General features: G+C 72.5%; 11 protein-coding genes and 1 pseudogene. 10 read left to right on the plus strand and 2 right to left on the minus strand.

What is annotated here, in order from left to right; all coding sequences use genetic code 11:
• Positions 1-55: 55 nt before the first annotated feature.
• From ACIBVQ_RS23745 to ACIBVQ_RS23780, 8 genes and pseudogenes are all read left to right on the plus strand, one after another.
• Positions 56-1,186, plus strand: coding sequence for an amidohydrolase family protein (locus tag ACIBVQ_RS23745; RefSeq protein WP_399179958.1), 1,131 nt, complete (start codon positions 56-58; stop codon positions 1,184-1,186).
• The gene (locus ACIBVQ_RS23750; protein WP_399179960.1) at positions 1,183-2,442 is read left to right on the plus strand and encodes a DUF6986 family protein; all 1,260 of its coding nucleotides are present in this window, start codon (positions 1,183-1,185) and stop codon (positions 2,440-2,442) included. Before ACIBVQ_RS23745 ends, ACIBVQ_RS23750 begins: the two co-directional genes overlap by 4 nt.
• Positions 2,430-3,164, plus strand: a complete 735-nt coding sequence (locus ACIBVQ_RS23755) for an aspartate/glutamate racemase family protein (RefSeq protein WP_399179962.1) — start codon at positions 2,430-2,432, stop codon at positions 3,162-3,164. Before ACIBVQ_RS23750 ends, ACIBVQ_RS23755 begins: the two co-directional genes overlap by 13 nt.
• A complete protein-coding gene (allB, locus tag ACIBVQ_RS23760; protein WP_399179964.1) occupies positions 3,164-4,504 on the plus strand; it encodes an allantoinase AllB in 1,341 nt (446 codons plus the stop codon). Before ACIBVQ_RS23755 ends, allB begins: the two co-directional genes overlap by 1 nt.
• The gene (gene alc, locus ACIBVQ_RS23765) at positions 4,501-5,604 is read left to right on the plus strand and encodes an allantoicase (protein ID WP_399179966.1); all 1,104 of its coding nucleotides are present in this window, start codon (positions 4,501-4,503) and stop codon (positions 5,602-5,604) included. The genes allB and alc overlap by 4 nt, the downstream gene beginning before the upstream one ends.
• Before the next feature lie 419 nt (positions 5,605-6,023).
• Positions 6,024-7,403 (plus strand): glutamine synthetase, encoded by a 1,380-nt coding sequence (locus tag ACIBVQ_RS23770; protein WP_399179968.1) that lies wholly within the window; start codon positions 6,024-6,026, stop codon positions 7,401-7,403.
• 201 nt (positions 7,404-7,604) lie between these two features.
• Complete coding sequence (locus ACIBVQ_RS23775) at positions 7,605-8,201, plus strand: DUF6230 family protein (RefSeq protein WP_386188155.1); 597 nt, start codon at positions 7,605-7,607, stop codon at positions 8,199-8,201.
• A 71-nt stretch (positions 8,202-8,272) separates the two neighbouring features.
• A pseudogene (locus tag ACIBVQ_RS23780) lies at positions 8,273-8,581 on the plus strand (DUF6114 domain-containing protein); the annotation flags it as partial.
• Between the two features lie 120 nt (positions 8,582-8,701).
• On the opposite strand, the gene ACIBVQ_RS23785 reads toward ACIBVQ_RS23780, so the two are convergent.
• Positions 8,702-10,513, minus strand: coding sequence for an alkyl sulfatase dimerization domain-containing protein (locus tag ACIBVQ_RS23785; protein ID WP_362914923.1), 1,812 nt, complete (start codon positions 10,511-10,513; stop codon positions 8,702-8,704).
• 321 nt (positions 10,514-10,834) lie between these two features.
• Positions 10,835-11,263, minus strand: coding sequence for a hypothetical protein (locus tag ACIBVQ_RS23790; protein WP_399179971.1), 429 nt, complete (start codon positions 11,261-11,263; stop codon positions 10,835-10,837).
• 111 nt (positions 11,264-11,374) lie between these two features.
• Between ACIBVQ_RS23790 and ACIBVQ_RS23795 the strand changes: the two genes are divergently transcribed.
• A complete protein-coding gene (locus ACIBVQ_RS23795; protein ID WP_399179972.1) occupies positions 11,375-12,136 on the plus strand; it encodes a hypothetical protein in 762 nt (253 codons plus the stop codon).
• Complete coding sequence (locus tag ACIBVQ_RS23800) at positions 12,099-12,677, plus strand: copper resistance protein CopC (RefSeq protein ID WP_399179974.1); 579 nt, start codon at positions 12,099-12,101, stop codon at positions 12,675-12,677. The genes ACIBVQ_RS23795 and ACIBVQ_RS23800 overlap by 38 nt, the downstream gene beginning before the upstream one ends.
• Positions 12,678-12,708 lie beyond the last annotated feature (31 nt).

Below are 12,708 nucleotides of genomic sequence, written 5' to 3' on the forward strand. Positions count from 1 at the left end.
TGATGTCTGATAATTCTAGGACACTGTCGCCCTCAGGTTAAGGGGATCAGCCGGTATGGCTCAGATTCTGTTCACCCATGTCCGCCCCCACGACGTCCTGGTCGAGGACGGTCGCGTCGTCCCCCTCGAACGCAGAACCGAGGACTGCGAGGTGGTGGACTGCGGCGGGCTGCTCGCCCTGCCCGCCCCGGTCGACGCGCACATCCACCCCGACAAGACCACCTGGGGGCAGCCCTGGCTGAGCCGTACCCCGGCCGGGACGCTGCGTGACCTGATCGAGGGCGACGTCGCGGCACGGGCCGGGATGACCGCGCCGGTCGCCGAGCGGGCCGGGGCGCTCATGGACAGCGCGATCGCCCGTGGCACCCGGGCGTGGCGGGCGCACGTGGACGTCGCCCCGGTGTACGGGCTGAGCAACGTGCACGGCGTGCGGGAGGCCGCCCAGGCGCGCGGGGACCTGCTGGACGTGCAGATCGTCGCCTTCCCCCAGCTCGGCCTGCTCACGGCGCCGGGGACGGCGGAGCTGATGGAGCGGTCACTGCGGGAGGGCGCCGACATCGTCGGCGGGCTCGACCCCGTGGGCGTCGACGGCGACCTGCACGGCCACCTCGACCTGCTGTACGGCATGGCCGAGCGGCACGCCGTACCCGTCGACATCCACCTGCACGACCGCGGCGAGGAGGGTGTCGCGCAGGTGGTCGAGATCGCCCGCAGGGCGAGGTCCAGCGGGGTGCCGACCACGATCAGCCACGCCTTCTGCCTGGAGGGCCGCGAGGACCTCGCCGAGACGCTGTTCGAAGCAGGAGTCTCATTGACCACCTGCGCGCTCGGCGCGTCCCCGATCCCGCCCGTCGGGCCGCTGCGCGAGGCCGGGGTGCCGGTCGGCCTCGGATCCGACGGGGTGCGGGACCCGTGGACGCCGTTCGGCGACGGTGACATGATCAACCGTGCGCACCTGCTCGCCTACCGCACCGACGCCCGTACCGACGAGGAACTGGCCGCGTGCTACGAGGTCGCGGCGCACGGGGGCGCCGCCCTGCTCGGTCTCGAACCGGTCAGGTTCCAGCCCGGCGACCCCGCCACCTTCGTCCTGGTCCGCGCCGAGTCCACGGCCCAGGCCGTGGTGGACCGGCCGATCCCCCAGGTCGTGGTCCGTGACGGCCGGATCATCCAGGCCGGATCGTGAACGGCCCCGACCTCACCACCGGCCTCGCCGCCGAGCTTTCCGCCGAGCTGGATGTCCGGCTGGCGGCGGCGGACGAACGGCTGCGCACGGCCTACCCCGGCGAGCCGACCGGCAGGCAGCCGGTGCACACCGTCTACGTCCCGGCCGACCGCTACACCCCGGACACCGTACGGACGTGGGGCGAGCGGGCCCGGACGGCGCTGGCCGCGCACGGCCGGACCGCCGAGGAGTTCGCCGACGCGCTCGGCCTGCCGCCGGGGACGGCGGCGGAGGTCTACGACCTGGTCCTGGCCAAGCTGGAGCGCGAACCGGTCGAGGACCTGAGGATCGACTTCGAGGACGGTTACGGCGACCGCCCGGACGCCGAGGAGGACGCGACCGCCCGGACCGCCGCCAAGGCCCTCGCCTCCGGTGACGGCACGCCCTTCTGCGGAATCCGGTTCAAGAGCTTCGAGGCGCCGACCCGGCGGCGCGGCCTGCGCACCCTGGCGATCTTCCTGGAGGCCCTCGGCCCGCCGCCCGGCGGCTTCGTCGTCACGCTCCCGAAGGTGACCTCCGTCGAACAGGTGGAGGCGATGACGCTGACCGCCGAACGGCTGGAGGCCGCCCACGGGCTGCCGCACGGGAGCCTGCGGTTCGAGATCCAGGTGGAGACACCACAGGCGATCATGGGCGTGGACGGCGTCTCGCCGCTGGCGCCGATGATCCACGCCTCGGCCGGGCGCTGCACGGGCCTGCACTACGGCACCTACGACTACTCGGCGGCACTCGGGGTCTCGGCCGCCCACCAGAGCGTGGAGCACCCGGTCGCCGACCACGCCAAGGCCGTCATGCGGGTCGCCGCCGCGGGCACCGGCGTACGCGTCTGCGACGGCTCGACCAACGTGCTCCCGGTCGGCGACGGCGACACGGTCCGCGCCGCCTGGAGGCTGCACGCGCGCCTGGTACGGCGTGCCCTTGAGGACGGCGTCCACCAGGGCTGGGACCTGCATCCGGCCCAGCTGCCCAGCCGGTACGCCGCCGTCTACGCCTTCTTCAGGGAGGGGCTGCCGGGCGCGGCGGCCCGGCTGCGCGGCTATCTCGAACGCCGGGAGTCCGGCTTCCTCGACGAGCCCGCGACCGCCAGGGCGATGGCCGGGTTCCTCGCCCGGGGCCTCGACTGCGGCGCCGTCGGCGAGGCCGAACTGCGCGACCTCACCGGCGTCACCCCCGCCGAACTGCGGGCCGTACGAGGTGGGCCGTCATGCGCATCCTGATCGTGAACGTGAACACCACCCGGTCGATGACCGAGACGATCCGTGCCCAGGCGGCGGCGTACGCGTCGCCGGGCGTCGAGATCGTCGGCCTCACCCCGTCGTTCGGGCCCGAGTCGGTCGAGGGGAACTTCGAGAGCTACCTGGCCGCGGTCGCGGTGATGGACCGGGTCGTCCGGTACGCCGAGCCGTACGACGCGGTGATCCAGGCCGGGTACGGCGAGCACGGCCGCGAGGGGCTCCAGGAACTGCTCGACGTCCCCGTGGTGGACATCACCGAGGCCGCCGCGCAGGTCGCGATGCTGATCGGGCGCACCTACTCGGTCGTCACCACCCTCGACCGCGCCGTGCCGCAGATCGAGGACAGGCTGCGGCTCGCCGGGCTGACCGGCCGGTGCGCGTCGGTCCGGGCCGGCGGGCTTTCGGTCCTCGAACTCGACGAGGACCCCGGCCGGGCCGTCGGCGCGATCGTCGCCCAGGCCCGCAGGGCCGTCGAGGACGACCGGGCCGAGGTGATCTGCCTCGGATGCGGGGGGATGGCCGGTCTCGACCGGGAGATCACCGCCGCCACCGGGGTGCCGGTCGTGGACGGCGTCGCCGCCGCGGTCGCCCTCGCCGAGGGGCTCGTCCGGCTCGGCCTCACCACGAGCAAGGTGCGAACCTACGCGAAACCGCGCCCCAAGACCGTGACCGGATGGCCGGTCCACACCGGGGATGCCTTCTGATGGCCGGGCTTGACCTGCTGTTCCGTGCCCGTCGCGTCGTCACCCCCGCCGGGGAGAGGGCGTGCGGCGTCGGCGTGCGGAACGGGACGATCGTCGCGGTCGAACCGCCGGACACGGATCTCGACGCCGCCGAGGTCGTCGAACTCGGCGACGACGAGGTGCTGCTGCCCGGTCTCGTGGACAGCCACGTGCACGTGAACGACCCCGGCCGGAGCGAGTGGGAGGGGTTCGCGACCGCCACCCGGGCCGCCGCGGCCGGTGGCGTCACGACGATCGTCGACATGCCGCTGAACAGCCTCCCGCCGACCGTCGACACGGCCGCGTTGCGGGTGAAGCGGGAGTCCGCCGAGGGGCGGGTACTCGTCGACGTCGGCCTCTGGGGCGGTGCCGTACCGGGCAACCTGCGTGAGCTGCGCGGACTCCACGACGCCGGGGTGTTCGGGTTCAAGTGTTTCCTGCTGCACTCCGGTGTGGAGGAGTTCCCCCACCTTGAGCCGGACGAGCTGACGGACGCGCTCAGGGAGATCCGGACGTTCGACGCGCTGATGATCGTGCACGCCGAGGACCCGCACGTGATCGATCACGCCCCGGCGGCGCACGGCGCGAGCTACCGGGACTTCCTGCGCTCCCGGCCCCGTGGCGCGGAGAACCTCGCGATCGCACGCGTCATCGAACTGGCCCGCACGACCGGCTGCCGGGTGCACATCCTGCACCTGTCCAGCTCGGACGCGCTGCCGATGATCCGCTCGGCCCGGGACGACGGCGTCCGGATCACCGTGGAGACCTGCCCGCACTATCTGACGTTCACCGCGGAGGAGATCGCCGAGGGGGCCACCCAGTTCAAGTGCTGCCCGCCGATCCGCGAGGAGCCCAACCGCGAGTCGCTCTGGCGGGGTCTCGCCGACGGCACCGTCGACTGCGTGGTCTCCGACCACTCGCCGTGCACACCGGAGCTCAAGCGGTTCGACACCGGGGACTTCGGCGCGGCCTGGGGCGGCATCGCGTCGCTGCAGCTCGGCCTGCCCGCCGTGTGGACCGAGGCCAGGCGTCGCGGCCACACCCTGACCGACGTGGCGCGCTGGATGGCCGAGGGCCCCGCGAGGGTGGCCGGTCTGTCCCGCAAGGGACGGATCGCACCGGGCCACCAGGCCGACTTCTGCGTGTTCGCCCCCGACCAGGTGTTCACGGTCGACAGGGACCGGCTGCACCACCGCAACCCCGTCACGCCCTACCACGGCCGCGAGCTCACCGGCGTGGTCCGCGGCACCTGGCTGCGCGGCGTACGGATCGACATCGACGGCCCGCCGCAGGGCCGGCTGCTCAACCGAGGAGAGGCATGACCTTCACCCACCTTCCCGACCTGGCCTCCCGCGCGCTGGCCGGCAGCGTCGTGTACGCCAACGACGAGTTGTTCGCCGAACGCGAGAACCTGATCAAGCCCGGTCCCTCGGTGTTCTCGACGGAGGACTTCGGCCACAAGGGCAAGGTGTACGACGGCTGGGAGACCCGGCGCCGCCGCGAGCCGGGGAACGACCACGCGATCATCCGGCTCGGCGTCCCCGGCGTGGTGCGCGGCGTGGTGATCGACACCGCCTGGTTCAGGGGCAACTACCCGCCCTACGCCTCGGTCGAGGCGACCAGCGTCGAAGGAGCGCCGTCACCGGCCGAGCTCGAACAGGCGACCTGGGAGACGATCGTCGGCAGGAGCGCGATCGAGGGCGACGCCGAGAACGCCTTCGAGGTGACGGACCCACGACGCTGGACCCACGTCCGGCTGAGCATCTACCCCGACGGCGGGGTGGCCCGGTTCCGGGTGTACGGCGAGCCCGTGCCGGACCCCCGTCTCCTGGACGGCACGATCGACCTGGCCGCGCTGGAGAACGGCGGATCGGTGATCGACTGCTCGAACACCTTCTACTCCTCGCCGGTGCAACTGCTGCTGCCCGGCAGGGCCGCGACCATGGGCGACGGCTGGGAGAACGCCCGCCGTCGCGACGGCGGCAACGACCACGTGTCGATCAGGCTCGCGGCCCGGGGGCGGGTCCGCCGGGTGGAGATCGACACGTCGTACTTCGTCGGCAACGCGGCGGGCTGGGCCACGCTGAGGGGGACCGACTCCGATCGTCCCGGCGAGGACACCGAGTGGTTCGACCTGATCCCCAGGACCAGGCTGCAGCCGGACACGCGCCACTTCTTCCGCCCGGTCTCCGCCGCCCCCGTGACGCACGTCCGTCTCGACGTCTTCCCCGACGGCGGCCTGGCCAGGCTCAGGGTGCACGGCGAACTGACCGCCGACGCCCACCGGGCCGCCGTCCTCGACTGGCTCGCCCTGCTCCCCGCGGAACACGCCGTCCAGGTCCTCGGCGAGGCCGGTGTGCCCCGTCAGCCCGGCGAACTGCCTCCGGCGGTGCTCGCCGCGCTCATGGGAGAGTCCCGGTAGGAGCGCGCCTTCTTCGCCCGGTGGCGGCCGAGGCGGGCGCGGGAAGCTCGTCGCCACGGGCCGGTCGGTGGCCTGGGTCGGACCGGCCACCGAGGCGCCCTCCGGCACCACGGCACCGGTGATCGCCGTGATCGCCGTGATCGCCTGAACCGTGGCCTCCGGAGACCCACCTCGCCTGCCGGAGTGGGACGGCCCCGGCTCCCGGTGCTCTCCCGGCGTGTATCCGGATCTTCGCCCTCGTCGCCGTGACCCCAGACGGTATCTTCGCCAGCGTGCCCCTCGACGCGAAGAACGCCCGCCCGTTCCCGCCCGGCACACCGGTTCCGGCCATCCCCGTCGCGCCCGGCCGTACCCTCCACGCCCCGGACCACGTCTCGCCGTGACCGCCTGACAACCACCGAACTCCCAAGGAGCGATCCATGGCACAGAACGTGACGACCGTCGATCTCCAGGCGAAGGCGGAGGCGTTGGCGAAGGAGGGCGTCGTCGGCATCACCATCGCCTGGGCGGACAACAACGGCATCACCCGCTCCCGTACGGTCCCGGTCGACCAGCTGGCGTCCGTGGCGGAACGCGGGGTCGGCGTCACCACGCTGTTCGCGGTTTTCGACTCCCACGACGGCATCACCTTCGGCCACCCGGGGCTCGCCACGCCGTCCGGCGACATCCGGCTGATCCCCGTCTCCGACCGGATCGTCCAGCTGGCCGGACAGCCCTCGTTCGCGTGGGTCCCCGGCAGGCAGGTCGCCGCCGACGGCTCCGCCTGGCCGTACGACCAGCGGGACGCGCTGGAGCGTCAGGTCGGCCGGGCGGCGGAACTCGGCCTGGAGTTCCGCGCGGGCTACGAGATGGAGTTCCATCTCAGCCACACCGAGCCGGGGCCCGGCGGGAGCACCCAGCTCGCCCTCCCCGGTCCGGCCTACGGCCCCCGCGTCCTGCTCGACGTCGACGGCTTCGCCGCCCAGCTCCTGGGTGACCTGCGGGACAACGGCGTGCGGGTCAACCAGTTCCACGCCGAGTACGGCCCGGCCCAGTACGAGCTCAGCATCGCGGCGGCCGACCCCGTCACCGCCGCGGACCAGCAGTTGCTCGCCCGGCAGACCATCCACGCCGCCGCGAGGGCGCACGGGCTGCGGGCGAGCTTCGCCCCCCTGATCACCGGCGCCGGGGTCGGCAACGGCTGGCACCTGCACACCTCGCTGTCCCGCGACGGTGTCAACCTGCTCTCCGGGGGCGACGGCCCGTATGGCCTGACCGCCGAGGGAGCCGCCTACCTGGCCGGTCTCCTACGCGACCTGCCGGCCATCACCGCCGTCACGGCGCCCAGCGTTCCCTCCCTGCACCGGTTCAGGCCCGGTTACTTCTCCAGCGCCTACACCTTCTGGGGAGTGGAGAACCGGGAGGCCGCCCTGCGGTTCGTCCCCGCCACCGAACTGCTCGGCGCCTCCCACGCCAACGTCGAGCTCAAGCCCTCCGACGCCTCCGCCAACCCCCATCTCGCGCTCGCCGTCGTCATCGCCTCCGGCCTGGCCGGGATCGCCGACGGCCTCACCCCGCCGGAGCCCGTCCAGGAGAACCCGGACACGTGGTCAGCGGAGCGCCGCGAAGCGGCGAACATCCACCGTCTTCCCGCCACCCCCGACGAACAGCGCGCGGCCCTGCTCGGCAACGACCGCGTCCGCGACGCCCTGGGCGAGGAACTCCTGGGCGCCTTCGCCGCCGTCCGCGCGGCCGACCAGGCCTGGGCCGAGGGCAAACCCCTCGAAGAAGTCATCACCGCCCACCTGTGGCGCTACTGACAGCCCTTTCCAAGATCTCGTCGAACTGGTTCAGGGGTCTTTCCGGTCTTTGGAAAGGTTGTCCAGCTTCGGGTCATAGGTGGTGGGGGGTCCGGCGTGTGCGTCGACAGGCTCGGCGAATGCCGCTCATGATCTGAAACGGGTCGGGCCACGGCGTTCCGTGGTGAATCGCCGGCTCTTCCGGGGTGGTGAGGGGCGATCATGGCCGAGCAGGGGCGCGTGCGCTGGAGGCGCTTCCTCCTGATCCTCCTTCCCGTCGCGGCGGTGACGTCGCTGCTGGTCGGCGCCGTCGCCCAGGGGGTCGTCGGCGCCACGTTCGTCGTCTCCGGGCAGGCGTTCAAGCTCTTCACCGACGAGTTGCGCGGGCAGGACTTCACGTTGTCCGCCGGTGTGGTGCGCGACCGGGAGGGCCAGGCCATCCCGGTCATCGTGACCGGCGTACGGCGGGCGTTCGCCAAGGGCCTGTGCCAGAGCGCGCTGGTGCGGACCCCCGTGGGCACGGTGACCATCAGGATCACCGGCGGCCAGGACGGCAACGAGGTGACGATCGAGGACATGGTGATCGACACCGCGGCGGCCCGTGGCGCGGCCACGCTGCGGGGCGTCGAGCTGGGCCGCGACGCCTCCACCCTGAACGGGGTGCCCGCCGCCCGAGGCCCGGCGGGCACCTTCGGCGGCCAGAGCCGGACCTTCACCCTGCACGACGTACGGCTGAGCGCGCGGGCCGTCTCCGCCGCGACGCTGAGCCTGCCCGACCTCGGGCTGAAGATCCTGCGCGGCGAGCACGAATGCTTCTGACCCGCGAACGGCTCCTACCCAGCGAACCGCTTCTGACCCGTGAACCGCTTCTGACCCGCGAACGGAGGACCATGAGATCGTGGCGGCGCTCACGACCCTTCTGGGGCGGCCTGTTCATCGTGACGGCGGGCCTGGAGCTGCTGTCCGTCTCCCTGACGATCGACGCCCTGCCGGTGGCCGTCATGTTCGGCGCGGTGGGGGCGGGCTACCTGGTCGCGCTGGTCATGGTGCTCGCGGGAGTGCTCATCTGGTTGCAGCCCGGCCAGCGGGTCTTCCTCGGCCTGGTGAGCGTGGTGCTGTCCCTGGCCTCCTTCGTCTACTCCAACCTGGGCGGTTTCCTGGCCGGTATGGTCCTGGGCCTGCTGGGCGGCATGCTGGCGGCAGCCTGGGCCCCCGTCAACCGGCCCGCCGCCCGGCCGGGCGGTCAGACCGTCAGCCAGTCCGCCGACCGGGCGAACGGCCGGACCGTCAGCCATGCCGCCGACCGCTCGGGCGGCCTCTCAGGGGGTGACGATGGCGAAGTCCGGCGTGGACTCCTCCAGTACGGCGCCCAGCCTCCGCAGGACGGTGGCGTCCCCGTCATGGTCGACGCCGTCAAGACCACCGGAGCCGTCCCCGACGATCAGGTCGAGCAGCCGCTGCCTGGTCAGCCGTAGCGTCAGGTCGGCGCTCTCCCCCGGCGACGTCCGCCGGTGGGTCAGCGCGCCGTTCGACATCGTGGTGCGGTGGTGTTCGTCCAGGTCGGTGAGGTGCCAGTCGATGGCGAACCGCTCGTTCCACGCCTTCGGACCGTTGACGCGAATGGCCAGGGAGCCGAAAATCTGCTCGGCGGACAGCGCGCTGAGCATGTCCGGTGAGGTGGTGTCGGCCGTACCCGCCGAGGGGCCCTCGGCCAGTTCGGCGGCACCGGCCAGATAGAAGTTGCGCCAGGTGGCGTTCTCGGCGCCGTGCCCGAGGCGGGTGTAGACCTCGGCCAGGAGTTCGCGGGCCTCGGTGTTGTCCTCGTCGGCGAAGACGGCGTGGTTGAGCAGGGTCGCGGCGAAACGCAGGTCCCCCTCGCGCACGTAGCGGCGGGCGTGTGCGACGACGGCCGCGGCGCCGCCCAGGCACTCGACGTAGCGTCTGGCCTGCGGAACGGGCGGATGCTCCCACAGGTGGGCCGGGTTGCCGTCGAACCAGCCCAGGTAGCGCTGGTAGATCGCCTTGACGTTGTGGCTGACGGATCCGTAGTAGCCGTGGGTGTGCCAGGCCTGCTCCAGGGCGGGCGGCATCCGCATGGTCTCGGCGATCTCGACGCCGGTCAGGCCGTGGTTCATCAGCCGTACGGTCTGGTCGTGCAGGTAGGCGTACAGGTCACGCTGCTGCGACAGGAAGGCGACGATGTCGTCCCTGCCCCAGGTGGGCCAGTGGTGGGAGGCGAAGGCGACGTCGGCCTTGTCGGTGAACAGCGTGATCGCCTCGTCCAGGTAGCGGGCCCAGACCCGCGCGTCACGGACCTCGGCGCCGCGCAGGGTGAGCAGGTTGTGCAGGTTGTGGGTGGCGTTCTCGGCCATGCACAGGGCCCGCCGGTCGGGGAAGAGGAAGTTCATCTCCGCCGGGGCCTCGGTGCCCGGGGTGAGCTGGAAGACGATCCGTATCCCGTCGATCGTCTCCTCCTGCCCGGTGTGGGTGACGTCGACGGTGGGCGGGATGAGGGTGACCGTACCCGCCGAGGTGCCCATCCCCAGGCCGCAGCCGAGCTGGCCCTCGGCGGTGCGTGGCAGGAGCTGGCCGTACATGTACAGGGCCCGGCGGTTCATCGCGGTGCCCGCGTAGACGTTCTCCGAGACGGCGTGCTCCATGAAGCCGGCCGGGGCCAGGATCGGGATTCCCTCGCCGTCGGTCACACCGCGGGCTCCGCCGAAGTGGTCGACGTGGGAGTGGGTGTAGATCAGGCCGGTGACCGGCCGGTCGCCCCGGTGGTCCCGGTAGAGCCGCAACGCCGCCGCCGCGCACTCGGTGGAGATCAGCGGATCGATGACGACGACGCCGGTTTCGCCCTCCACGATCGTCATGTTCGACAGGTCCAGCCCGCGCACCTGGTAGACGCCCTCGGTCACCTCGAACAGCCCCTGTTTGGCGCACAGCTGCGCCTGTCGCCACAGGCTCGGATGCGCGTCCTGCGGGCAGTCGCCGTCCAGGAAGGCGTAGACGTCGTTGTCCCAGACGACCTTCCCGTCGGCCCCCTTCACCAGGGCGGGGCTGAGTTTCGCGACGAAGCCACGGTCGGCGTTGTCGAAGTCGGCACGGTCATGAAAGGGAAGGTCTGCCATGAAACCGTGCTGCCCCCACCCCCTCCAACCAAAGGCCAGGAAAAACCCAAAAATCCCCTTATACGGGCTTCGACACCGTCGCGGCGGCGACTCGCGTCCAAGGCCGACGCCGCCGTGTCGGCAACGACACCGCGACCCCGGCGATCCAGATCGTCAACGACGGCTCCGTCCTGCCCGACCGCCTCGTCCAGCCCGGCCGTCGTCCGGCGCCCTGGCCGGGAACCACAACGAGGACGGCCGCTGGAGCGGCACCGCGGGCGACCGGCCGGACCGGGCCCGTGGGTCGTACGGCCCGCGGACCCGCGCCACGCACCCGGCGCGTTACGCCGTGACGGCCTGGGCGGGCTGGGGCAGGCCCGCCGTACGGTCGAGGGCGGCGACGGCCGTGGCGCAGGCGAGACCGATCACCGTCAGGGCCAGCCACGACAGGGCGGGCAGGCCGGTGAAGGGACCGGACGACAGCGGGCGCGCCTCAGTGGCGGGCGCCACCGTCGCCGCCCCGCACAGACTGTGGTCGTGCTCCGGCGGATCGGGGGCGGGGCAGCGCTCCGGCACCCGTTCCCGCGGTGAACCGGCCACGGTGACGGAAATGCCCGACTGCCCCGGGCCGGGTCCGTGATGGTGGTGCGCCACCTGGGTGTGGGCGGCGGAGAGGATCAGATGCGCGAGCAGGGCCACCGCGAGCGCGGCCAGGCACAGCACGAGGGAGAGGCCCGCGCGCTGTACGGCTCGTCGCATCGGTGCGATCACCCCACAACCGTACATCGCCCTTCGTCATCGACCGATGACAGAGGGTAGCCAGTCAGACCTGGGGTCAGCGTGGCGGTTGCCAATGCGACATTGGACGGCAAGATGGGACATGTGCCGCCCTTACCGATGACGTTGCGCCTGCTACGGGCGTTGGCGTTCACCACCGCCTGCCTGGCGGTCTCGGCGGGCGGGCACGCCTTCAGTGCGGGGGCCTCGCTTTCCGTCGCGGCCCTCGCGGCAGGCGCGGCGGGCCTCCTGGTCGTGGTGTTGCCGCTCGTCGGCCGTGAGCACCCACCGGCGGCGGTGGTCGGCACCACGATCGGCGCCCAGGTGCTGCTGCACGAGCTGTTCGCCCGCACCTCCGGCGGGTTCGCCGCCCAGGACGGGCACGGGCACCAGGCGGTCGGCATGGCGCTGGTCCACCTCGCGGTCGGGGCGATGAGCGGCTGGTGGCTGCACCGGGGCGAGAGCGCCTTCTGGCTCATGCTGCGCCTGCTGCGGCCCTCGTGGCCCCTACTGCTCCGGCCGCCGTCCGCCGCCTCCGACGACCCGCCGACGCCTCGGCCTGTCGCCCCCGCGTCGTGGCCCTCCTCCGGCCTCGCCCGGCGGTGGCCCACCTCCACGATCCACCGCCGTGGACCTCCCGCGGACGACGCCGCCCCCTCCGGGGAGCGGCGCACCCGTGTCATCGACGCCCGCACGCACGGACGTCACCTTCGCCCCGGCCATCGCCGGGCCGTCTTCGGGAGTTCCCACCTTGTCATTCCTGACCTCGGCGGCATCGCCGCGCCGAACCGCCGGCACCGTCCTGGCAGCCGCCGTCGGCTGCCTGCTGGTGCTGATCGGCACCGCCTCACCGGCGTTCGCCCATGACCGTCTCAAGAGCAGTTCACCGGCCGCCAACGCCAAGGTGACCAGCCCCGAGACCGTCACCCTGGAGTTCTCCTCCCGTATGCGCTTCGCCAAGGTCGTCCTGACCGGCCCCGGCGACGAGACGACCAAGCTCGACGCGCCGGACGAGGGGAGCACGATCCGCGCCAAGGTGCCCGACCAGCTGGCCCCGGGTCGTTACCAGATCGCCTGGCACGTTGCCTCCTCCGACGGTCACCCCATCAGCGGCCAGATCCCCTTCACCGTGATCGCCGACCCCGACGGCCCCTCCCCCACCCCGGAGTCCCCGTCGCCGTCGGTCTCCACACCGGCGAGTACGGCGGAGGCCTCCGCCGACCCCTCCGAGGCCGTCCCTCCCCCGGCCGCCAGCGAATCCTCCGCCGCCGAGCCCTCTCCGGCCGCCGCGTCCGAGCCGAACGGCACCTCCGGCCTGCCCGGGTGGGTGTGGCCGGTCGGCGCGGTCGTCGTACTCGCCGGGGCGGGCGCGTGGCTGATCACGCGCCGCAAGGGGACCCAGGGGTAGGCCCCCGCACTCTCGGACACCCGGCGTCATC

It is taken from the genome of Streptosporangium sp. NPDC049376 (genome assembly GCF_044466505.1).
Lineage (GTDB): Bacteria > Actinomycetota > Actinomycetes > Streptosporangiales > Streptosporangiaceae > Streptosporangium.